Below are 22,493 nucleotides of genomic sequence, written 5' to 3' on the forward strand. Positions count from 1 at the left end.
GGATAAACTGAAAACTCTACTAAACGCTGTCACGCACTTCGCGGACATACTCGGCAAGAAGTGATTCTTGCTCGTCAGTCAGAGCTAGGTTGTTAATAAGTTCCGGCCTTCTTTGCCAGGTTCGTCCGAGCGATTGCTTGAGACGCCAGCGCCGAATCACTTCGTGATTGCCGCTTGTCAGCGCCTCGGGCACCGCCAGCCCATCCAACACCTCCGGCCGAGTATAGTGGGGATGATCCAGCAGGCCATCCGTGAAGGAGTCCTGCTCGGCACTGGCCTGATCGCCCAAGACCCCCGGGACCAGACGCGAAACCGCATCGATCAGGGTCATGGCAGGCAACTCGCCACCACTTAACACGTAATCCCCGATAGACCACTCTTCGTCGACTTCGGTTTGTATCACGCGTTCATCGATACCTTCGTATCGACCGGCTACCAGAATCAGTTTCTGATTCGTCGCCAACTCGGTTACGCCCGCTTGAGTCAGCTTGCGTCCCTGAGGGGAGAGATAGATGACTTTCACCCCGTCTCCCGCTGCTTGCTTGGCTGCATGAATCGCGTCACGCAGCGGCTGAACCATCATTAACATGCCGGGCCCACCACCATAAGGACGATCATCGACCGTACGGTGTTTGTCGTGGGTAAAGTCCCGGGGGTTCCAGCACTCAATCTGCAGCAGGCCACTCTTGACGGCCCGACCCGTTACCCCGTGCTCGGTAATGGCTCGGAACATTTCAGGGAAGAGGCTAATCACCCCAATCCACATAAGAAACCTCCGGCACCCGTGTTAGCGCGGGAAACTAGAAACCAGGATCCCAATCAACTTCGATTGTTCGAGCAGTCAGATCAATATGCTTGATCACCTGCTCTTCCAGAAACGGAATCAACCGCTCCTTTGCACCAAAGGCATCTTTTACATTGGCCTCAACCACCAACACATCGTTGGAGCCGGTTTCCATCAATTCGGTCACCTTGCCCAAGTCGTATCCCTTGGTGGTCATCACGGAGCAACCAATCAGGTCACGCCAGTAGAACTCACCTTCAGGCAACGCAGGCAACAGATCGGCGGGTACGCCAATCTCGACATTGGTCAATGCCAGGGCATCCTCACGCACATCGATACCATCGAGTTTGCAGATCAGACCCTTGTTGTGACGCTTCCAGGCCGAAACCTTGAGTTCACGCCACACCCCGTTTTGCTGAATCAGCCAGGGGTTGTAATCGAAAATCGCTTCGGCAACATCGGTGAAGGAGTTCACTTTAAGCCAGCCCTTGATGCCGTAAACGGTACCCAGGGTGCCCAGAACTACAGGTTTTTCCACCTTAACTCCTTACCGTTTGGCTGATTAAGCAGCTTTTTTAGCGTCTTTGATCAGCTTGGCAACGCGGTCAGAAACAGCGGCACCAGTAGCAACCCAATGCTCGATACGAGCCAGGTCCAGGTTCAGCTTTTCGGCAGAACCAGAAGCAACCGGGTTGAAGAAACCAACGCGCTCGATGAAGCGACCGTCACGGGCGCAACGGCTGTCAGAAACTACTACCTGGTAGAACGGACGCTTTTTCGCGCCACCACGTTGTAAACGAATGGTTACCATATCGTCCTCATTAACATCTAATGAACAAGGCCCGCAAACACGCGGACCCTAGCTTAAAATAAGCCGCATAATTCTACTTGGATTCGTAATAATTGCAACCAAGGCAGCCATTTTTTGCGCAGGGCAGCAATGAAAAGGGTCTGCCCATGGCAGACCCTGATAGACAAGACAATCTCGTCAGAAGGGACCACGTCCGCCACCGAAACCGGGGGGCATCATATTCTTCATCTGGCTCATCATCTTGCGCATCCCGCCCTTGCCGGACATCTTCTTCATCATGCGCTGCATCTCGGTGAACTGTTTGAGCAACTTGTTCACGTCCTGCACCTGCATGCCGGAGCCTGCGGCGATACGGCGTTTGCGCGATCCCTTGATGAGGTCGGGATGGGCACGCTCCTTGGGCGTCATGGAGCTGATGATGGCCTCCATCCGCACGGTGAGCTTGTCATCCATCTGATCTTTGACGTTATCCGGCAGACCGGACATGCCGGGCAGCTTGTCGAGCATCCCCATCATGCCGCCCATGTTGCGCATCTGGGCCAGCTGCTCGCGGAAGTCCTCCAGATCGAAGCCCTTGCCACTCTTGACCTTGCTGGCCAGCTTGGCAGCCTTCTCTTTGTCGACGTTGCGCTCGACCTCCTCGATCAGGGAGAGCACATCGCCCATGCCGAGGATACGGGAGGCGAGGCGATCCGGGTGGAAGGGCTCCAGCGCATCGGTCTTCTCGCCCATACCGATAAACTTGACCGGCTTGCCGGTGATATGGCGCACCGAGAGGGCGGCACCACCGCGCGCGTCACCGTCCGCCTTGGTGAGGATCACACCGGTAAGCGGCAGCGCCTCGTTGAACGCCTTGGCGGTGTTGGCGGCATCCTGACCGGTCATGGCATCGACCACGAACAGGGTCTCGACCGGCTTGATGGTGGCATGCAGATGCTGGATCTCGGCCATCATGTCGCTGTCGACGTGCAGGCGACCGGCGGTATCGACGATCACCACGTCATAGAATTTCTTGCGCGCCTGATCGATGGCGGCGGTGGCGATGTCGACCGGTTTCTGGCTGGCATCGCTCGGGAAGAAGTCTACGCCGATATCGCAGGCCAGGGTCTCCAGCTGCTTGATCGCCGCGGGGCGATAGACGTCGGCACTGACGACCAGCACCTTCTTCTTGCTGCGCTCCTTGAGCAACTTGGCCAGTTTGCCGACGGTGGTAGTCTTACCGGCCCCCTGCAGACCGGCCATCAGGATGATGGCGGGCGGCTGGGCAGCCAGATTGAGCTGTTCGTTGGCCTCCCCCATCACGGTGACCAGTTCACCGTGAACAATCTTGATGAATGCCTGACCCGGGCTCAGGGACTTGGCCACTTCCTGGCCGACGGCACGCTCTTTGACACGCGCAACGAAATCACGCACCACCGGCAGGGCGACATCCGCCTCGAGCAGCGCCATGCGGACTTCGCGCAGGGTTTCCTTGATGTTCTCTTCAGTCAGGCGACCGCGGCCACTGACATTGCGCAAGGTGCGCGAGAGTCGTTCAGTCAAATTCTCAAACATGACGGATTCCGGTTCTTGGCGTAATAAATGGGGGCATTATAACCCAGAGCGGGCGCAAGGACGATTATTCACCGCACCGCCGCAATAAGTACCTTCTCCCTATATATGGGCAGATCGGCGGCAGCACAACTGGCGAGCACATCTTGTGCAAGGTATACTGCCCCTCTTGTATCTCTAAATGCTTGTGTAACAACGACCTGGTTATGATCGTGATCTCTGTTCTGGCCCTGGCGTTCTATCTGCTGGCCATCATCGCCTCCCTGCATCTGTTACTGAGCGCCAAGCCGGTGGGACAGCGCCCCCTGTTTGCCTGTATCGGACTGGCCCTGATCGCCCACGCCAGCGCACTCGGCTCGGAGGTATTGCAGAGTTCCGGCCAGAACCTGAGCATGCTCAACGTCGCCTCGCTGGTCAGCCTGATCATCAGTTGCTTCATGAGCTGCGCCACCCGCCGCTTCAACGGCTGGATCCTGCTGCCGGTGGTCTACAGCTTCTCGGCCCTGCTGCTAGCGGCCAGTGCCCTCATTCCCGGCCGCTATATCACCCATCTTGAGGCTCATCCCCAGCTGTTGCTGCACATCGGCCTCGCCCTGATGGCCTACTCGGTATTGATGATCGCCTGCCTGTTTGCCCTGCAACTCGCCTGTCTGGCCAAGCAGCTTAAATCGAGAAAAATCAGCAACCTGCCAGCCATGCCACCCTTAATGACCGTGGAGAGACGGCTGTTCCAGCTCATCTCTGTCGGCGTATTGTTGCTGACCCTCTCCATCGCCTCCGGCCTCTTCTTCCTCGAAGATATGTTTGCCCAGGGCAAATCCCACAAGGCGGTACTCTCCATCCTGGCCTGGTGTGTCTATGTACTGCTCTTATGGGGCCATCACACCTATGGCTGGCGCGGCCGCAAAGTCATCACACTGAGTCTGATCGGCAGCGTCATCCTGACCCTTGCCTACTTTGGCAGCCGCTTTGTCAAAGAAGTGCTGCTGAGCTGACCCTTAACGTAATTTTCACCACACCATCCAACAGGAGCCCTTTTTGGACAGCATCGCAACGAGCACATTACTGATTGTTCTCGTTATCTTGATCCTTTTATCCGCCTTTTTCTCCAGTTCCGAAACTGGCCTGATGTCCATCAACCGCTATAAGCTGCGGCATCTGGCACAAACAAAACACAAAGCTGCACGCCGGGTAGAACAGATGCTCTCTCGACCGGATCGACTGCTGGGCCTCATCCTGATCGGCAATAATCTGGTCAATATCCTCGCCTCCGCCATCGCTACCATCGTCTGTATCCGCTTGTTCGGTGATCTCGGCGTCGCCATCGCGACCTTTGGCCTGACCATCATAGTGCTGATTTTTGGTGAGGTGACACCCAAGACGCTGGCCGCCATGTACCCGGAAAAGATTGCCTATCCGGCCTCCTGGATCCTCAAGGGGCTCATGGTGCCACTCTCGCCCTTCGTCTGGCTGATCAATGGCATCACCAGCGGCCTGCTCAAGCTGCTGAAGATCAATCCCAACAAGGATGACTCCCTCAACACCGAGGAGCTGCGAACCATCGTCAACGAGGCGGGTAACCTGATCCCCCAACGCCATCAGGAGATGCTGCTCAGCATTCTGGATCTCGACAAGATGCTGGTCGAGGACATCATGGTGCCGCGCAGCGATATCTACGCCATCGACATCAACGATGACTGGAAGAGCATTCAGCGCCAGCTTGCCCACTGCGCCCACACCAAGATCCTGCTCTATCGCGACAACATCGACGACGTTGTCGGTTTTCTGCATGCCCGCGATGCCCTGCGACTCATCGCCAAGGATCAGTTCAACAAATCGAGCCTGTTGCGAGCAGCAGACGAGATCTACTTCATCCCGGAGGGGACCCCGCTCAACGTACAGCTGGCCAAATTCCAACGTAACAAGGAGCGGATCGGTCTGATTGTCGATGAGTATGGCGATATTCAGGGGCTGATCACCCTGGACGATATTCTGGAAGAGATAGTAGGCGACTTCACCACCTCCATGACGCCAGCACCGAGCGACGAGATCCATCCCCAGCCAGACGGCTCGTTTCTGGTGGAAGGCTCGGCCAGCGTGCGCGAACTGAACAAGGAGATGAACTGGCATCTGCCCATCGACGGTCCACGCACCCTCAACGGCCTGATCCTCGAGTATCTGGAGGAGATCCCCCAACCCAATATCGGGATCCGGCTGGCCGGTTATCCCATCGAAATCCTCGATGTGGAGAACAACATGGTAAAAATGGCAAGGATCATGCCGGCATCGTATCAGGCGGAGTCGGATCCGCAAGATTGAAAAAGGGCTGCCAGTGGCAGCCCTTTTCTATTGCTCATCGTCACTGTTCATCTTCATCATCCGGCTCCAGCACCAGCGTCGGGATCAACTCGCCAAACACCCTCTGTAGCTCGTCACGGTTGGCCAGCAGGTCTTGCAGCGTATAGCTGTCCATCACCGCCAGAAACGCATCCATCGCCTCTTTCAGCGCACTCTTGAGCAGACAGACAGAGACGATGTGGCAAGCGGGCGAGCCGCAGTCAATGCCATCCAGATTGCCTTCCAGCGCCCTGATCACCTGCCCGATATTGATGGTGGCGGGATCGCAAGCCATGCGAATACCGCCATTCTTGCCACGCTGGGATTGCAGATAGCCCAGCTTCACCAGCTGATTGACCACCTTCACCATGTGGTTGCGGGAAACGCCATACAGGGCCGATACCTTGGCAACGCTCGACAACTCCCCTGCCGGCAGGGTGGCAAGATAGAGCAGGGCTCTCAATCCAAAATCTGTATAACTGGTTAGTCTCATAAAACCTGATTAGCGCGATGCGAAAAGTGGAGTATTGATTCAAATCAAATAAACATCTAGGATGCCACTTATTAAATGACATTTTATATGTTCAATTAGAACGAGGCCCCTATGCTAGATCAAACCACCGTTGCCGTCATCAAAAGCACTATTCCGCTGCTCGAATCGGCAGGCCCTGCCCTCACCCAGCATTTCTACCAGCGGATGTTCAGCCATAACCCGGAGCTGAAAGATATCTTCAACCTGGCCCACCAACGCAGTGGCGGCCAGCCGCTGGCCCTGTTCAATGCAGTCGCCGCGTATGCAAAGAATATCGACAATCTGGGAGCGCTCGCCGGTGCGGTCGAGCGGATTGCGCACAAACATACCGGATTCCTAATCCAGCCGGAACAATATCACATTGTAGGTAGTCATCTCTTGGCCACGCTCAAAGAATTGGGCGGAAGTGCGGTCACCGACGAGGTGCTGGAGGCATGGGGCAAGGCGTATGGCGTGCTGGCAGACATCTTCATCGGCCGCGAACGGGAGATCTATCAAGAGAAGGCCAGTCAGGATGGCGGCTGGCAAGGAACCCGCACCTTCATCATCAAGGAGAAGCGGGCCGAGAGCGCCCTCATCACCTCCTTCCTGCTGACGCCGGAAGATGGCAAGCCGGTACTGACCTTCAAACCGGGCCAATACCTCAGCATCAAGCTGGTTCACCCCGAGCTGGAATATCAGGAGATCCGCCAATACTCCCTCTCCGATGCCCCCAACGGGCAGGATTACCGCATCAGCGTCAAGCGTGAGCCGCAGGGTCAGGTCTCCAACCTGCTGCACGATCACCTGCAGGTGAGTGACAAGATCGAGGTGATGCCCCCTACCGGCGATTTCTACCTGAAAGCCGACAGCCATACCCCGGTTGTACTGCTCTCAGCCGGTGTCGGCGTGACGCCGATGATGAGCATGCTCAACCAGCTGCTGGCGAGCGGCCATCAGGCCGAGATCACCTGGCTGCACGCCTGCGAACAGGGCGCTGTACACGCCTTCCGGGAGGATATTCAGCACAAGTCCCGCCAGCATCCCAACTTACTGAGCCGGGTCTGGTATCGGGAACCGGAGGCCAATGACGTGCAGGGTCAAGATTACGACCTGGCCGGCACACTGGAGCTGAATGCAGTGCAGGAGCGCATCACGCCAGAGGCTCACTACTACTTCTGTGGCCCCGTCGGCTTCATGCAAGAGATCAAGCGGCAGTTGCTGGCGGCTGGAGTGCCAGCCGGGCAGCTCCATTACGAAGTTTTTGGCCCCCACCAAGATCTCTAGGGCACGGGCAGCCATATAACAGAGGGAGGTTCCGGCCTGTCATGGCACGGCGGCTGGAACCGGACCCACAGGTGCAGATCTGTGGGTCACTTTTTTTGGCTCAGTGCATCGCCTTGGCGCGAGCCACCACGTTGGCCGGCATCCGGTTGCCAAGACGGCTGAGCAGACTCGCCGCCTTCTGGTGCAGCGCCTTGTCACCGATGACGGAGCCGTGGAGCCAGCGGTAGGCATCCTCATAATCGAGCGGGCTGCCCATCCCCTGCAGCAGCATCTCGACCCACTCAATGCGGGCCCGTAGGAAACCGAGGCTGGCCGCCTCGCGCATCAGGGTCTCGGCTCGCCCCAGATCCTTCTGCACCAGGGTTCCCTTCCAGTAGTAGCGGCCCAGCTGCTCCAGCGCAGGAGCCAACCCCTGATTGGCCGCCTCCCACATATATTGCACCCCGAGCTCGGCATTGGGTTTGGTACAGACACCCCACGCCAGCATATCCCCCCAGAGGAATTGATAGGCCGGGATCTTCATCACCGAAGCTCGCGCTTCGATATCCTGAGTCAGCTGACAGCGATCCTGCTTCACCTGAGTGAGGTGGCGCCCCTGCTCAATCCAGTTGAGCAGTTCATCTTGCCGATAGAGCGGCACCGCCTGCAACTCGCCAGCGGCCAGTGACACGGGAGGCGCAACCACAGCGGCTGGCTCCGCCGGTTTTGGCAGCGGCGCGGCCCCCTCGCCACTGCTGGCGACCGGCGTGACCGGCTCGGCCGGGAGCAAGACGGGGGCTGCCTCAGAGGGCGTAGGCGTAGCAGCAGAGACAGGCGCCGTTGCCACCGCAGCACTGCTTGCGGTCGGTGTCGATGCACTAACCGCTGGCGCATCGCTCGATACAGCAGCCGATACTGCCTCGACACCATAGAGGGGCGCGCTGAATGCACCGACAAGAACGAGAAGGGTAAGGGGTTTCATCATAAGGATCTCCTGCTGCACTCTGTTATCGGCACCAACCCCCATCCCCTTAGCCTGCCGGGCGGATCTCATCAATACAAAAGGGAGCCGAAGCTCCCTTGTTGGCACGGTTGACCCGCTTACTTGACGAAATCGACACCCAGCTGAATATCGGCTTTCAGGGTAGCCAGCATGCCTTCCATCGCGTCTTGCTCGAAGGCACTCAGCTTGCCATAGTCCAGCACGGTCTCGACACCGTTCTTGCCCAGCAGCACCGGCTGTGCGAAGAAAGTGGCGTGCTCGCCATTGCCTTCCACGTAGGCGCACTCGATGACGTTGGCTTCGCCCTTCAGACCCTTGATGAGCGACAGACCGAAACGGCAAGCAGCCTGACCCATCGAGAGGGTTGCGGAGCCGCCACCAGCCTTGGCTTCAACCACTTCGGTGCCGGCATTCTGGATGCGCTTGGTCATGGCAGCCACTTCCTCGACAGTGAAGGAAGCCCCTTCAACCTGGGAGAGCAGCGGCAGAATGGTCACGCCGCTGTGGCCACCGATCACGTTGACACGCACGTTGTCGACATTCAGGCCCTTGGCGGCGGCCACGAAGGTCTCGGCACGGATCACGTCCAGGGTGGTGACACCGAACAGGCGACGCTTGTCATAGACACCGGCTTTTTTCAGCACTTCGGCGGCGATAGCAACCGTGGTGTTGACCGGGTTGGTGATGATGCCGATCAAGGCTTTCGGACAAGTCGCCGCACACTTCTCTACCAGGTTCTTGACGATACCGGCGTTGATATTGAACAGGTCGGAGCGATCCATCCCCGGCTTGCGTGCCACACCGGCGGAGATCAGCACCACATCGGCCCCAACCAGCGCAGGAGTCGGATCTTCACCGCAGAAGCCCTTGATGGCGACATCGGTAGGAATATGACTGAGGTCAACGGCCACACCCGGGGTGACCGGGGCGATGTCATACAGGCTTAGCTCGGAGCCAGCCGGCAGGCGGTTTTTCAACAGCAGAGCGAGGGCTTGACCGATGCCACCAGCGGCACCCAGAACGGCAACTTTCATGATCAACTCCATGTTTAAGCGTAGGTTTAAGGTTGTTCGTTGTTGTGCGCCCAACCTTAATGGATCCCCCCATAAAAAACAATCTGATAACAGTTGCAGTCACGGGTTATGTGAGCCACGAAACACGCGGGAGCAAAAATTGGAGGGAAATACAAAAAGTTGGAGGAGAAGCACAGTTTTTCTGCACTTCCCCCTACCATAAAGAGGTGGTTGTGAGGGGTTCAGGATTGAAATGCCAGCGCCCGTTTTTCACACCAGCGAAAACCAATTGTTAACAATCCGTTCATCACCAGATAAAGCCCGCCTGCCACCCCGAACACCGCCAGGGTATCGTAGGTCTGGGCATTCAGCCCCTGCGCCAACCCCATGATGTCCATGATGGTGATGGTACTGGCCAGCGAACTCCCCTTGAGCACCAGGATCACTTCGTTGGAGTAGGCAGGCACCAGATGACGGGCGGCGTGGCGTACCTTCATCCAGAGGGTTTGGCGGCCGTTAAAACCAAGCGCACGACACGCCTCTACCTCACCGGCCGGGATGGCATCGAGCGCCCCCTTGAACAACCGGGTGGAGTAGGCCGCCGTATTGAGCCCCAGCGCCAGCACGGCGCAGAACCAGGGCTGCTTGAGCAGCGGCCAGAGCGGGCTGGCTTTCAGCCACTCGAACTGACCCGGCCCGTAGTAAATCAGGAAGATCTGAATGAGCAGCGGCGTACCGGTAAAGAGCAGCACCCACAGCTGCACCAGCTGGGTCGCAACCGGCAGGCGCAGCTCCAGCACCCAGGTCATCAGGGCCGCCAGCACAATCCCCAGCAGCAGGCTGAACAGGGTCAGCTCCAGCGTGGTGACAAGACCGCCCAGCAACGTAACGAGATACTCTTGCATCAGTTAGCCTCCGTAGCGGCGGGTGTAGCGGGCAGCCAGCCCGAGGCCATATTCACTCACCAGACTGATGGCCAGATAGATGAGGGCCGCGGCGGCATACCAGGTGAACGGCTCATAGGTACTGGCCGAGGCCATCTGCGCCTGACGCATCATCTCGTTCACCCCGATAAGCGACACCAGCGCGGTGTCTTTCAGCAATACCAGCCACTGGTTGCCGAGGCCCGGCAGGGCATGACGCCACGCCTGCGGCAACACGATGCGAAAGAAGATGTGGCTCTTGCTCAATCCCAGCGCCAGTGCTGCTAATCGTTGCCCGGCAGGCACCGCATTGAGCGCCGCCCGCAGGGTCTGGGTCGCATAGCTGGCGAACAGCAGGGAGAGCGCCAGCACGCCACAGGCAAACGGGCTGAACTCCACATACTCGCCGGTGATGAGGAACAGCACCTGGGTCGAGCCGAAGTAGATGAACAGCACCACCAGCAACTCGGGCAGGCCACGGATCAGCGTAGTCAGGGTAGCCACCGGCCACACCAATGCACGCTGCTTGCTGAGCTCGGCGGCACTGAACGCCAGTGCCAATACCATGCCCCCGACCAGTGATGCCAAGGCCAGCCCGAGGGTCATCCAGGCTGCATCCAACAACAGGCTCAACATGGCTTACTGCGCGAAGTATTTGTCGAAGATTTTCTGATAGGTGCCGTTGGCCTTGATCTCGGCCAGTCCCTTGTTCAGCTGGGTCAGCAGCTCCTGATTGCCCTTGGCGACCGCGATGCCAAAGCCGGTACCGAAGTACTTGGCATCAGTCACCGGTGCCCCCACCACCGCATACTCCTTGTGCTGCTTCAGCCAGTCGGCAGCAACGGCGGTATCGGCAAACACGCCATCAATACGGCCGTTCATCATGTCGAGGAAGGCACTCTGGTAGCTGGCATAAGGCACGGTCAACAGACCCTTGTTCACCCAGTTATCCACCAGATAGGACTGGTGAGAGGTACCATTCTGCACGCCGACTGTCTTGTCGACCAGCTCTTCCGGCCCCTTGAAAGCATCATTCTTGGCGACGAATACTGCCGAGTTTTCGTAGTAGATATCGGAAAAATCGACCTGCACGGAGCGCTCCGGGGTCACGTCCATGGCGGCGATGGCAGCATCATAGCGACGGAATTTCAGGCTGGGGATCAAGCTGTCAAAGGCCTGATTGTGGAAGCTGCACTCCAACTTGGCCTGCTCGCAGATGGCACGGGCCAGATCGATATCGAACCCTTGAAACTCGTTCTTGTCGTCCAGGTATTCGAACGGCGCGTAGGTGGCCTCGGTGGCGAACTTGATCTCTTTGGCCATGATGGAGGTACTCAACAGGCCCATGGCAGCAACCAACAACAGACTCTTTTTCATGACAGCTTCCTTATGGATTCAATATCAATGCATCAAGAATTCGGCAAACCGGCTGGTTTGCGGGGATTGAAAAATGGCGGCGGTGCCGGATTCGATGATCCGCCCCTTCTCCAGATAAATCACCTGACTGGCCACCTTGCGGGCAAAGTCGACCTCGTGGGTCACCACCACCTGGGTAATGCCGGTCTGGCTCAGGTTGCGGATGATCTCGGCCACCTCCTTGGTGATCTCGGGATCGAGGGCGGCAGTCGGCTCGTCAAACAGCAGCACTTCCGGGTCCATCATCAGAGTACGGGCAATGGCCACCCGCTGCTGCTGACCGCCAGAGAGACGGGCGGGCCAGGCATCGCGCTTGTCGGCCAGTTGCAGCTGGGCCAGCAGATAGGCCCCCTTCTCCATGGCCGCGGCCTTGCTCATGCCGAGCACCTTGACCGGCGCTTCAATCAGATTCTCCATCACAGTGAGATGTGGCCAGAGATTGTACTGCTGGAACACCATGCCCACCTTGCGACGCAGCAGTTGGGACTGGCGGTTGAATTCGGCAGCAGAGAGGGAGTTCGGGAAAGAAAATTCACTTTCACCAATCCGCAGAACACCCGCATCCGGGGTATCCAGCAGGTTCATCATCCGTAGCAGGGAACTCTTGCCAGCACCGCTCTGGCCCAGCAACACCAAGGTTTCACCGGGGGATGTCCGAAAGCTGACCTGTTGCAGAACCGGCACCTTGTGCCAGGACTTCTCGATACCTATTAATTCAATACCCATACAGCCCAATTGAATAAGTTTTCAAAATTTCATCCCAATTCTATCCCTAATAAAGGTTGATGCAAGCCATTTTTGAATCAATATGCAGAACAAGCGCCGCTTCCTTGCAAAAAACGGCATATGAATGCAAAATGGCCCCGCTGTTCGTATCTGCCGCCTGTATCGCACAGGCCGCCACACCTCCTCATTCGTGAGACCAAGATGAAACACAACGACAAGCAAGAAAAACTGGCCAAGGCCTTTAAAGCCTTGCTGAAAGAAGAGCGCTTTGGCTCCCAGGCAGAAATCGTCACCGCCCTGCAAGAGCTGGGCTTCGAGAACATCAACCAGTCCAAGGTATCGCGCATGCTGAGCCGCTTCGGCGCCGTTCGCACTCGTAATGCCAAGATGGAGATGGTCTACTGCCTGCCGGTGGAACTGGGCGTGCCCACCACCTCCAGCCCGCTCAAGAATCTGGTACTGGACGTCGATCACAACGGCGCACTGGTGGTGATCCACACCAGCCCGGGCGCAGCCCAGCTGATCGCCCGCCTGCTCGACTCCCTCGGCAAGGCAGAGGGGATCCTCGGCACCATCGCCGGTGATGACACCATCTTCATCACCCCGACCAGCGATACCGATATCGAAGAGCTCTACCTCTCCGCCCTCGAGCTGTTCGAACAGACGCCGTAATGGCCGCTACCGCGTCATCGCGGTCACGCCAGAACGAAAAATCCCGGCCAAGGCCGGGATTTTTGTTTTCTGCAGCTTCGTTAGGCGGGCTTATTTGCCCTGCGCCATCAGAAAACCCTCCGATGGGGCGAAGAAAGCGGCGCCGGTCACCGCCTTGGTGAAGCGCAGCAGGTGGTCGAAGTGACTGCCCTCCCCCTTGTACATGCTGGCCAGCATGGCGTTGAAGTGCTGCGGAGTGCGGCAGCAGGAGATGAAGTAGAGCCCCTGCTCGGTCATAGTGCCCCAGGGCATGCTCTGGCGCAGGATCTCCATGGACTCCCCTTTCGGCGTCTTGAGGTTGACCCGCTTGATGTGGGCGGTCAGCGGTTTGGCGGCAGACTCATACTCGATGTTGTCGGGCTTGGTACGACCGATAATGTCTTCCTGCTCTTTCTGCGCCAGCTTCTCCCAGTCGCTCATGGCGTGTACCCAGCGCTGGACATGAATGTAGGAGCCACCGGCAAACTCGCCATCGGCCACCAGCGCCACTTCGGCACGGTGTTCATCCTGCGGATTCTCGGTGCCATCGACGAAACCGGTCAGGTCACGGCAATCCAGGTTGCGGAAACCGCGCACCTCTTCGGCCAGTTCGACCAGTCCGGCCAGCAGCGCCATCACGCGGTGACCGGCGTGGTGCAGCACATCCACCCGATCGGCGCGCAGCTGAATAAAGAGATCAAACGGGGTGTTGGGAGCTTCCTGACCGTTGGCGGATTGCGCCATAAAGCTGCGGAACTGGGGCGGACGGGCGGCAGGGTAGAGACCATCCCAGGCATCGGCGCCAACGGCAACCAGACCGCTGAAACCGGCATCGGGGAAATCGGCGGCGACCGCCTGCCACAGGGCGGGCAGTTTGGCCAAACGGCCGACCAGTTCGGCGGCATCGCCGGTGCGATTGAACATCAGATAGAGGGCGTGCAGATTCGGCTCTGCGCAGATCCCGGCTTGGGCTTTCATATATCTCTCCCCTGAGTAGGCGTTAGCGTTACGGGCTATTTGCGTTGCGCGATTATAAACCAGAGTGGATCCAGTTCTTTGATTTCACGACGATATCACGCGTTCAGGGCAAAGGGTCAAACAACACCAGCCCATGGGGGGCAACCTTGATCCGTGCCCGCATCCCATCAAGGGGCTCGCCAATGCTAGCCTCCAGCTGCAGCTCGCCACACTCGAACAGCACCCGGCAGTGGTGGCCGAGGAACTGCTGCTCCACCACCTTGAGCTCGCCATCTGCGGCGCTCTCCAGCAGCAGTTGCTGAGGGCGGAGCATCAGCTGTAACTGCTCACCCACCGCGCGGCCATGAGGCTCGCTGCCACAAATGACCCCGAGCGCCGTCTGCACGCAGTGGCTGTCCACCACCTCGGCAGCCAGATAGTTGACCCCGCCGAGAAACTCCGCCACGAAGCGGTTTTGCGGGCGGCGATAGAGCTGCTCAGGCTGGCCCACCTGCTCGATGTGACCGGCGCGAAACAGCGCCAGCCGATCGGCGAAGGCGAACGCCTCCTCCTTGCTGTGGCTGACGAAGATGGCGCCGATCCCCTGCTGCTTGAGCAAGGCGCGGATCTCGAGGATCAGCTTCATCCGTACCTGGGTATCGATGTTGGAGAAGGGCTCATCCAGCAGCATCAATCGCGGCTTGCACACTAGCGCCCGGGCGATGGCCACCCGCTGCTGCTGACCACCGGAGAGCTGGTGCGGATAGCGATCCCCCAGCCCCTGCAGATTGACCAGCGCCAGCGCCTCGTCCACCTGCTGCTGGCGGGCGCGGCGATCGAGTTTGGTCAGGCCAAAGCCAACATTGTCGGCCACCGTCAGGTGGGGAAAGAGGGCGTAATCCTGAAAGATCATCCCGATATTGCGCGCCTCGGGCGGCACGCTGGCACCCGGCCCGTCGAGCAGGGTATCGCCGAGGCGAATCGAGCCCTCAGACAACGGCAGCAGCCCTGCGATGGCCTTGAGCAGCGTGGTTTTGCCGCAACCGCTCGCCCCCAACAGGCAGACGATCTCGTTGTCTGCCACCGTCAGGGAAAGCTGCTCCAGCACATTGCGGCCGTTGTAACGGCAGTTGACATTTTCAACCTGCAAACAGGACAAGGCTGACTTCCTCTCGTTTCTGGCGGCGCGCTGCGTTTCGGTTCAGCACACCGCATGCAATTTCATTGACCGACGCGGCGACTCAGTGGCCCGGAGTGTCCAGACTACGGTTGACCCAGATCAGCGGCAACAGCCCCACCAGCACGATGACGATGGCGCCGAGGGCCCCCCGTTCCAGCATCTCGTCCGAGACGAACTGGTAGACATGGGTCGCCAGGGTATCGAAGTTGAACGGCCGCAGCAGCAGGGCGGCAGGCAACTCCTTCATGGATTCGATAAAGACCAGCATGGCACCAGCAAACAGGCCGCGGCGCACCAGCGGCAAATGCACCCTGCGCAGCATGCCGCCATCCCCCTGCCCCAAGGATCGGGCCGCCATGTCGAGGCTGGGGGAGATCTTGCCCATGCTGCTCTCCACCGAGCCGATGGCGATGGCCACGAAACGCACCAGATAACCGAACACGATGGCGGTGAGGGTGCCGGTCAGCAGCAGGCCCGGGCCCTGATGGCCGAGCCACTCGGCCAGATCGTTGATACCAAAATCGAGGGCCGTCAGCGGCACCAGCACCCCGATAGCCAGCACTGTGCCCGGCATGGCGTAGCCCATGGCGGCGATGCGCAGGGGCAGCAGGCTTTTAACTCCACCGTCGAGGCGGCGGAAGAAGCCCAGCAGCAGGGCGATCCCCATGGCCAGCAGGGCAGTCAGCACCGAGATGAGCAGACTGTTGCCGGCGAAGCGGACAAACTCCGGCGTCCAGGAGAGTTCGAAGTAGCGCACTCCATAATCCAGCAGGATGACGAAAGGCAGGCCGAAACCGGCCAGCACCAGCCCCCAGCACCAGATCGCGGCCAGCCAACGCCGCGCCCCCTTGAGCGGGTAGCGCAGCGGCTGCTCGTGACCCATCGACTTCTGGAACACCTGCTGGCGCAGGCGGGAGCGACGCTCCAGCGCGATCAGCAGCACTACCGCCAGCAGCATCAGGCAGGAGAGCTTTGCGGCGGTGGCCAAACTGCCGTAGCCGAGCCAGGTGTCGTAGACCGCCGTGGTCAGGGTGTTGATGGCAAAGAAGTGGACGGTGGCAAAATCGGCCAGCGTCTCCATGGCCACCAGGGATACCGCCACCATGATGGCCGGGCGCGCCAGCGGCAGGCTGAGACGGCGAAAACTCTGCCAGGGGGTACAACCCAGCAGACGGCTGGAGTGAATGAGGCTGACCGACTGCTCCAGAAAAGAGGCGCGAGTCAGCAGATAGACGTAGGGAAACAGCACCAGTGCCAGCACCCAGGCGGCACCACCGAGCGAGCGAATGGCCGGAAACCAGTAATCGGCGGGGGATTGCCAGTCAAACAGGACGCGCAGCCCCGCCTGCAGCGGGCCCGAGTAGTCGAGCAGATCCGTGTAGACATAAGCCACAATGTAGGAGGGCATAGCCATGGGCAGCATCAGCGCCCACTGCAGGGCACGCCGCCCCGGCACCTGACACATGGCCACCAGCCAGGCGGTGGGCACGCCGAACAGCAGGCTGAGCAGCACCACCCCGATAACCAGCCACAGAGTATTGCCAAGATAAGCGGGAAGCACCGTATCGGCGAGATGGCGAAACAGATCTCCGTCAGCCGAAAAGGCAGAGAAGACGAGGGCAAGCACCGGCAAAGCCAGCAGCAGGGCGGTGGTCCAGCTGCCGGTAATCCATCCAAAATTTTTCATGTGTCCACAGATATTGATGGGGCCGTCGGCCCCATCTGATTACAAGTCGAATTTCACTTCATCCAGCAGTTGCAAGGCATCCTTGCGGTGCTTGGCGTAATCGCTGACCGGTAGCGCGTCAGACTTGAAACTGCCCCAGGACTTGACCATGGCGGAAGGCTCGACCCCGGCCTTGACCGGATACTCGGCATTCACGTCAGCATACATATGCTGGGCGGTATCGCTGGCCAGGAACTCCATCAGCTTCTGGGCGGCCTCTTTGTTCTTGGCATACTTGGTCATGGCCACGCCGCTCACGTTGACGTGGGCACCGCGATCCCCCTGGTTCGGGAAGTTGATATAGACAGCATCAGCCCAAGACTTCTGCGCCGGATCCTTCAGCATGGCGCCCAGGTAGTAGCTGTTGCCCAGGGAGACATCACAGATACCATCCTTGATCGCCTTGACCTGATCCCGGTCGTTGCCCTGCGGCTTGCGAGCCAGGTTGGCCTTGACCCCTTCCAGCCAGGTTTTTGCATCCGCCATGCCGTGATGAGCGATCATGGCGGAGACCAGGGCCACATTGTACTCATGCTTGCCGCTGCGAGTACAAATTTTCCCTTTGAATTCAGGTTTTGCCAGATCTTCGTAGCTGATGGAGCCCAGCTTGCCGAGGCGCTCCTTGCTGGAATAGATGGCGCGCACGCGAGTGGTCAGGGCGAACCAGCGGTTCTCTGGATCACGATAGATGGAGGGGATGTTCTCCTGCAGGATCTTGCTCTCTACCGGCTGCACTAGGCCCTTGTCCACCAGCTCGGTCAACCGGCTGATGTCGACGGTCAGCATCAGATCCGCCGGGGAGAGCTTGCCTTCCCGTTCCAGACGCTCGTTCAACCCCTCTTTGGCGAACACCACATTGACCTTGATACCCGACTCTTGCTCGAATTGCTGGATGATGGGCTTGATCAGCTCATCCTGGCGGTTGGAGTAGACATTCACTTCCCCGGCTGCAAAAGCCGATTGAGCCGCCAATGCAGAGAAAGCCAGTGCCAACATCTTCATTTTCATCATCCATTCCTTGATTAGATATATAGAGTGATAACGATTTCTGTTTGCATTCTGCATATATTTTATGAGTGGATCAAGCAAGCTCGTTATCACCACATCACATATTTACTCCCCCATAAATGAAAAGGGCCGAATGGGATCCCATTCAGCCTCTTTTGACCACTAGGTTATGTTAACAAGGCTTCAATGAGCGCTCATTTCATCAGGACTCCCCGTGATCGGGAGGTCAGCTGATCTGTACATCAAGGAGACGGCTCATCACAGCGCTTCATCGTCACTCTCGCCAGTACGGATGCGCACCGCTTGCAACAAGTCGTAGACAAAAATCTTGCCGTCGCCGATCTTGCCGGTGTAGGCCGCCTTGCTGATCGCCTCGATCACCCCTTCCACGTTATCATCGGCGGTGGCAATCTCCAGCTTCACTTTGGGCAGGAAGTCGACCTGATACTCGGCTCCCCGGTATAATTCTGTGTGTCCCTTCTGGCGGCCAAATCCCTTGACCTCGGACACGGTCAGACCTTCCACCCCCAGGTTGGCAATAGCCTCGCGGACATCGTCCAACTTGAACGGTTTGATAATCGCACTAATCAGCTTCATCTGGTTGCTCCCAATCCATGGTGTGTCATGAATCGGGAATCAATTCTTATGCCAAGTATTTTTATTGTTTTATTTCATATGGATAGATGTTAACGCCGGCACCGTTGGTCAGGCACTTCCCCAGAACAGGCCAGCGCGCCCCATAATGAGGCACCATGCCGCAGCGACCAGCGGGTATGCACCAAACAAGAGCAAAGCAGCATGTTAGTTATCTCCAACTGCATCACAATTCCCTGGCATGAGCTGCAATTCCAGACCATGCGGGCACAGGGCAACGGCGGACAACACGTCAACAAGACCGACTCCGCAGTCTGGTTGCGCTTCGATTACCGCAACTCTCCCAGCCTGACGCCCCTCTACAAGGAGGGTCTTGACAGGTTGAGCGACAGCCGGGTACACGATGGCTTTATCCTGATCCGGGTCGAGAGCCATCGCAGTCAGGATATGAACCGCAAGGAGGCGATGAGCCGTCTGCTGGAGTTGCTGAAGAAGGCAGCCTGGCGCCCCAAGGCCCGCCATGCGACCAAACCGACCCGCAGCTCCCAGCGCAAACGGGTCGATGCCAAGAAACGCAAGGGGGATATCAAATCCGCCCGAGGCAAACCGCAACTGGATTGAACAAGGGCAGAGCCGATGAACAGCAACATGAAATACGACTTCTGTGAGACAACCCGCGGCCCCCTGTTGGTCGCCATCGATCAGGATGGACTGCGCCACGTGGAGTTCATGCAAGGGGAGCGGCCCATCACGCCGCACGTTGACTGGCAACGGGACAACAAGGCGCTGGCCCCCTATCTTGCGCAGTTCAGCGCCTATTTCGCCGGCAAGCTGCAACGGTTCGACCTGCCCATGGCGGCCCGAGGCACCCCGTTTCAGCAGTCGGTGTGGGGCGCGCTGTGCGACATTCCCTATGGCGAAACCGTCAGCTATCTCGAGATTGCCCAGACCATCGGCAATCCCAAAGCAGTGCGGGCCGTGGGTGCCGCCAATGGCCGCAATCCGCTGAGCATCATAGTACCCTGCCATCGGGTGATCGGACGCAGCGGCGATCTGACCGGCTATGCCGGCGGCATTCCCATCAAGCGCTGGTTGCTGGCACTGGAACAAACACGGCGAACATTCAAATTAACCCCTCAAGTCTGATCGCCGGGATTGCTGACAAGATGAACAGAAAATGAAGAATAGCCTCAGAACAACTTCAGATAGAGCCAGGCATCATGTTCCCATACTTGAGTGGTCCAGCTCATTTACCGCTCCAAGTAGCACCCATGTGACGCTTCCAATCTGTTTTTTTCCCCGCGCCTCCTCCGAGGCGCTTTTTTTGTGCCAACGCAACAGCCCCCCCCTCCGGCTGAGTGACCTGAGCGCGATCCCCTTGGTACTAGCGTAAAAACAAAGAGGCGAAGGATCCCCCTTCGCCTCTGACGTGACCGCTGGCTACTCGCTCTGGGGCAGGAACTGCAGCTCCGGCGCCGAGGAGGTCAGCACATCGGCACAGTAATCCCAGGTTGAGATGCGATAGTGCTGCAAGTCTTCATCCAAATGCAGGCCGTCTGACTCCTGATGAAACCAGCTGGCAAAGCGGGAGGGAGTTATGAGCTGGATCTGCTCTTCGATGGCGTGACTATCCTTCCCCTCAGCCAGATCGCAATCCTCAATGACCCGCAGGGCATAAATATGGCGAAAATGCACCCGGCAGAGGATTTGCGGGGGCAGGTCGATGCTGCGCGCACGCCCCAGCATGATGGTCAGGGAGTCGCTCCAGAGATTTTGGTGCAGCTCTGCCACAACCAGACCGGGCGGTAGTTGACGGGATGGGGCCCAAGGGACGGCAACCTGCCGAATGGCATTTTTCTGTTCCATATTCACCTCGCGACGACTCACTCCCTGTCTTGAGTTTATCTGAACCACATAGTCCCGGCGAAGGCAATCGGTGGACAATAAAAACGAACAATAAAAAAGCCGACGTATCAAACGTCGGCGAATAAAAAGTGCTTACAACAGAGGATTCACATATTCAGACCCGCGGGTCGCAAGATTGGTTCCCTCTTTTTGCAATTAATTTTCGGCGCGTTTAAACATCAGGGTATTGGCGTCCGACTCTTCCGGCACGAAGTTGTAGCCCTCAGCGTTGAAACCGGTCAGCTGCTCCACCTCGGTCAGACGGTGCTTGATGATGTGACGGGCCATCATGCCGCGCGCCTTCTTGGCGTAGAAGCTGATGATCTTGAACTGGCCATTCTTCTCATCCTTGAATACCGGCGTGACGATCCGTCCTTTCAGGCTCTTGGGGCGCACCGACTTGAAATACTCGTCGGAGGCCAGATTGATCAGCTCCTCATCCCCCTGCGCGGCCAACGCGTCGTTGAGATGGTGCGTGATCACCTCGCCCCAGAACTGGTAGAGATCCTTGCCGCGACGGTTGTCGAGCTTGGTCCCCATCTCCAGCCGGTAGGGCATCATCAGGTCGAGGGGGCGCAACACGCCGTAGAGGCCGGAGAGCATCCGCAAGTGTGCCTGAGCGAAGTCAAAATCGGCCTCGCTGAAATCCTCCACTGCCAATCCGGTGTAGACATCCCCCTTGAAGGCCAGCAGCGCCTGACGGGCGTTGGCGGGGGTGAAATCTGGCTGCCACTGCGCAAATCTGGCGGCGTTGAAACCGGCCAGCTTGTCGCTGATCTTCATCAGGGTGGCGATCTGGTCCGGGCTCAGTTGACGGGCCCGGTTAATCAGCTCTGCGGAGTGATCCAGCAGCTCGGGTTGGGTGAAACGGGGGGTCACCAGCGGTGACTCGTAATCCAGCGTCTTGGCCGGGGAAACCACAATCAGCATAATGTTCCTTTATAGCGAGGGGCCGAACGGCAGAGCGGCCCCAAGATTCATTCATCCAGCGTCACATTCTCCAGCGCACCGGATCCAAACTGCTCGCGACCGGAGAGCTTGATAAGCAACCGCAGGTCGTTGGCGGAGTCGGCGTGGGCAAGGGCCTCACTGTAGCCAATCAGGCCGGCGCAGAACAGGGCGAACAGCGCCTGATCAAAGGTTTGCATGCCCAGCTCGGCAGATTTGGTCATCACCTCCTTGAGGCGGTGCATCTCTCCCTTGCGAATGATGTCGGTGATGAGCGGGGTATTGAGCAGGATCTCGAATGCCGCACTGCGCCGCAAACCATCGACACTCGGCACCAGTTGCTGGGCAACGATGGCCCTGAGGTTGAAGGAGAGATCGAACAGAAACTGGCGATGTTTCTCCTGCGGTACCAGATGGAGAATGCGGTCCAGCGCCTGGTTGGCATTGTTGGCGTGGAGAGTAGCGAGACAAAGGTGGCCGGTCTCGGCGAACTGCAGGGCAAACTCCATGGTCTCCTGACTTCGGATCTCGCCGATCAGGATCACGTCCGGCGCCTGACGCAGCGAGCTTTTCAGCGCCACGTCGAACGATTCGGTGTCTATCCCCACCTCACGCTGGGTCACCAGACTGCGGCCATGTTGATGGACGAACTCCACCGGGTCTTCCACCGTCAGGATATGGCCATCGGCATGCTGATTGCGATAACCGATCATGGCCGCCTGGGTAGTTGACTTGCCCGCCCCCGTGGCCCCGACGAACAGCACCAGCCCTCGCTTGGCCATCGCCACCTCCTGCAGGATCCTGGGTAGCTGCAGATCTTCAAAGGTGGGTATGCGGGTCTCGATGCGGCGCAGCACCATGCCAGGCAGCTCCTGCTGCCAGAAAGCGCTGACCCGAAAACGGCCCAGCTCCTCGCGATGGATGGCGTAGTTGGCCTCCTTGGTGCGGATGTAACGCTCGAAATGATCCGAGCTGAGGGTCTCCCTGACCAGCGTCAGCGCCCCCTTCTTGTCGAGCGGCTCTCCCCCGAGCGACACCAGATGGCCGTTCACCTTGAGAATGGGCGGCGAGCCCACCGTCACAAACAGATCCGATCCCTTTCGCTCTACCAACTGTCTTAGCAGATCATCCAGATTCATCATTT

At 58.5% G+C, this 22,493-nt stretch carries 25 protein-coding genes; 6 read left to right on the plus strand and 19 right to left on the minus strand.

Annotated features, from left to right (window positions below; translation table 11 throughout):
- Positions 1–19: 19 nt before the first annotated feature.
- The 4 genes from trmD to ffh all read right to left on the minus strand — a co-directional run bounded on the left by trmD (position 20) and on the right by ffh (position 3,149).
- Complete coding sequence (gene trmD / locus BN1125_RS08865; RefSeq protein ID WP_042011878.1) at positions 20–766, minus strand: tRNA (guanosine(37)-N1)-methyltransferase TrmD; 747 nt, start codon at positions 764–766, stop codon at positions 20–22.
- Between the two features lie 34 nt (positions 767–800).
- On the minus strand, positions 801–1,322 hold the full coding sequence (rimM, locus tag BN1125_RS08870) for a ribosome maturation factor RimM (RefSeq protein ID WP_042011880.1): 522 nt from the start codon (positions 1,320–1,322) through the stop codon (positions 801–803).
- Between the two features lie 24 nt (positions 1,323–1,346).
- Positions 1,347–1,595 carry a 30S ribosomal protein S16 gene (gene rpsP, locus BN1125_RS08875; RefSeq protein ID WP_042011881.1) on the minus strand — a complete coding sequence of 83 codons (249 nt, stop codon included), beginning with the start codon at positions 1,593–1,595 and terminating at the stop codon, positions 1,347–1,349.
- Positions 1,596–1,772: 177 nt separating this feature from the next.
- Positions 1,773–3,149 carry a signal recognition particle protein gene (ffh, locus tag BN1125_RS08880; RefSeq protein ID WP_042011882.1) on the minus strand — a complete coding sequence of 459 codons (1,377 nt, stop codon included), beginning with the start codon at positions 3,147–3,149 and terminating at the stop codon, positions 1,773–1,775.
- A 203-nt stretch (positions 3,150–3,352) separates the two neighbouring features.
- On the opposite strand from ffh, the gene BN1125_RS08885 reads away from it, so the two are divergent.
- Positions 3,353–4,141 (plus strand): cytochrome C assembly family protein, encoded by a 789-nt coding sequence (locus BN1125_RS08885; protein ID WP_042011883.1) that lies wholly within the window; start codon positions 3,353–3,355, stop codon positions 4,139–4,141.
- A gap of 43 nt (positions 4,142–4,184) precedes the next feature.
- Positions 4,185–5,465 carry an HlyC/CorC family transporter gene (locus tag BN1125_RS08890; protein ID WP_042011885.1) on the plus strand — a complete coding sequence of 427 codons (1,281 nt, stop codon included), beginning with the start codon at positions 4,185–4,187 and terminating at the stop codon, positions 5,463–5,465.
- A 40-nt stretch (positions 5,466–5,505) separates the two neighbouring features.
- Here the strand turns inward: BN1125_RS08890 and BN1125_RS08895 are convergent, their stop codons facing one another.
- Positions 5,506–5,976, minus strand: a complete 471-nt coding sequence (locus BN1125_RS08895; RefSeq protein ID WP_042011886.1) for an Rrf2 family transcriptional regulator — start codon at positions 5,974–5,976, stop codon at positions 5,506–5,508.
- Positions 5,977–6,087: 111 nt separating this feature from the next.
- On the opposite strand from BN1125_RS08895, the gene hmpA reads away from it, so the two are divergent.
- A complete protein-coding gene (hmpA, locus tag BN1125_RS08900) occupies positions 6,088–7,281 on the plus strand; it encodes an NO-inducible flavohemoprotein (protein WP_042011887.1) in 1,194 nt (397 codons plus the stop codon).
- A 100-nt stretch (positions 7,282–7,381) separates the two neighbouring features.
- Here the strand turns inward: hmpA and BN1125_RS08905 are convergent, their stop codons facing one another.
- From BN1125_RS08905 to BN1125_RS08930, 6 genes are all read right to left on the minus strand, one after another.
- On the minus strand, positions 7,382–7,966 hold the full coding sequence (locus tag BN1125_RS08905) for a tetratricopeptide repeat protein (RefSeq protein ID WP_208854231.1): 585 nt from the start codon (positions 7,964–7,966) through the stop codon (positions 7,382–7,384).
- Between the two features lie 395 nt (positions 7,967–8,361).
- Entirely contained in the window at positions 8,362–9,297 is a 936-nt protein-coding gene (gene mdh, locus BN1125_RS08910) for a malate dehydrogenase (protein ID WP_042011889.1), read from the minus strand.
- 221 nt (positions 9,298–9,518) lie between these two features.
- Positions 9,519–10,181: an arginine ABC transporter permease ArtM gene (gene artM, locus BN1125_RS08915; protein ID WP_042011890.1), complete on the minus strand. Its 663-nt coding sequence runs from the start codon at positions 10,179–10,181 to the stop codon at positions 9,519–9,521.
- A 3-nt stretch (positions 10,182–10,184) separates the two neighbouring features.
- On the minus strand, positions 10,185–10,835 hold the full coding sequence (gene artQ, locus BN1125_RS08920; RefSeq protein ID WP_042011891.1) for an arginine ABC transporter permease ArtQ: 651 nt from the start codon (positions 10,833–10,835) through the stop codon (positions 10,185–10,187).
- Between the two features lie 3 nt (positions 10,836–10,838).
- The gene (locus tag BN1125_RS08925; RefSeq protein WP_042011892.1) at positions 10,839–11,576 is read right to left on the minus strand and encodes a transporter substrate-binding domain-containing protein; all 738 of its coding nucleotides are present in this window, start codon (positions 11,574–11,576) and stop codon (positions 10,839–10,841) included.
- A gap of 24 nt (positions 11,577–11,600) precedes the next feature.
- Positions 11,601–12,341, minus strand: a complete 741-nt coding sequence (locus tag BN1125_RS08930; protein WP_042011893.1) for an ATP-binding cassette domain-containing protein — start codon at positions 12,339–12,341, stop codon at positions 11,601–11,603.
- Positions 12,342–12,542: 201 nt separating this feature from the next.
- Here BN1125_RS08930 and argR point away from each other — a divergent pair, with 201 nt between their 5' ends.
- On the plus strand, positions 12,543–13,013 hold the full coding sequence (gene argR, locus BN1125_RS08935) for a transcriptional regulator ArgR (protein WP_005340378.1): 471 nt from the start codon (positions 12,543–12,545) through the stop codon (positions 13,011–13,013).
- Positions 13,014–13,103: 90 nt separating this feature from the next.
- Here the strand turns inward: argR and BN1125_RS08940 are convergent, their stop codons facing one another.
- The 5 genes from BN1125_RS08940 to glnK all read right to left on the minus strand — a co-directional run bounded on the left by BN1125_RS08940 (position 13,104) and on the right by glnK (position 18,499).
- Positions 13,104–14,009, minus strand: coding sequence for a Dyp-type peroxidase (locus BN1125_RS08940; RefSeq protein ID WP_042011894.1), 906 nt, complete (start codon positions 14,007–14,009; stop codon positions 13,104–13,106).
- A 103-nt stretch (positions 14,010–14,112) separates the two neighbouring features.
- Entirely contained in the window at positions 14,113–15,147 is a 1,035-nt protein-coding gene (locus tag BN1125_RS08945; RefSeq protein ID WP_042011895.1) for an ABC transporter ATP-binding protein, read from the minus strand.
- Positions 15,148–15,229: 82 nt separating this feature from the next.
- On the minus strand, positions 15,230–16,855 hold the full coding sequence (locus BN1125_RS08950) for an ABC transporter permease (protein ID WP_042011897.1): 1,626 nt from the start codon (positions 16,853–16,855) through the stop codon (positions 15,230–15,232).
- 39 nt (positions 16,856–16,894) lie between these two features.
- Complete coding sequence (locus BN1125_RS08955; protein WP_084202290.1) at positions 16,895–17,902, minus strand: Fe(3+) ABC transporter substrate-binding protein; 1,008 nt, start codon at positions 17,900–17,902, stop codon at positions 16,895–16,897.
- A gap of 258 nt (positions 17,903–18,160) precedes the next feature.
- Positions 18,161–18,499, minus strand: coding sequence for a P-II family nitrogen regulator (gene glnK / locus BN1125_RS08960; protein ID WP_042011899.1), 339 nt, complete (start codon positions 18,497–18,499; stop codon positions 18,161–18,163).
- Between the two features lie 201 nt (positions 18,500–18,700).
- Between glnK and arfB the strand changes: the two genes are divergently transcribed.
- Together arfB and BN1125_RS08970 are read left to right on the plus strand one after the other, a co-directional pair.
- Positions 18,701–19,117, plus strand: a complete 417-nt coding sequence (gene arfB, locus BN1125_RS08965) for an alternative ribosome rescue aminoacyl-tRNA hydrolase ArfB (RefSeq protein ID WP_042011902.1) — start codon at positions 18,701–18,703, stop codon at positions 19,115–19,117.
- 27 nt (positions 19,118–19,144) lie between these two features.
- Entirely contained in the window at positions 19,145–19,642 is a 498-nt protein-coding gene (locus BN1125_RS08970; RefSeq protein WP_042011985.1) for a methylated-DNA--[protein]-cysteine S-methyltransferase, read from the plus strand.
- 294 nt (positions 19,643–19,936) lie between these two features.
- On the opposite strand, the gene BN1125_RS08975 is transcribed toward BN1125_RS08970, so the two are convergent.
- The 3 genes from BN1125_RS08975 to tapU all read right to left on the minus strand — a co-directional run bounded on the left by BN1125_RS08975 (position 19,937) and on the right by tapU (position 22,488).
- Positions 19,937–20,362 carry a hypothetical protein gene (locus tag BN1125_RS08975; RefSeq protein WP_042011903.1) on the minus strand — a complete coding sequence of 142 codons (426 nt, stop codon included), beginning with the start codon at positions 20,360–20,362 and terminating at the stop codon, positions 19,937–19,939.
- Between the two features lie 195 nt (positions 20,363–20,557).
- Entirely contained in the window at positions 20,558–21,331 is a 774-nt protein-coding gene (yaaA, locus tag BN1125_RS08980; RefSeq protein WP_042011905.1) for a peroxide stress protein YaaA, read from the minus strand.
- Positions 21,332–21,378: 47 nt separating this feature from the next.
- A complete protein-coding gene (tapU, locus tag BN1125_RS08985; protein ID WP_042011986.1) occupies positions 21,379–22,488 on the minus strand; it encodes a type IVa pilus ATPase TapU in 1,110 nt (369 codons plus the stop codon).
- Positions 22,489–22,493: the final 5 nt, after the last annotated feature.

The sequence above is a fragment of the Aeromonas fluvialis genome, assembly GCF_000819885.1.
Lineage (GTDB): Bacteria > Pseudomonadota > Gammaproteobacteria > Enterobacterales > Aeromonadaceae > Aeromonas > Aeromonas fluvialis.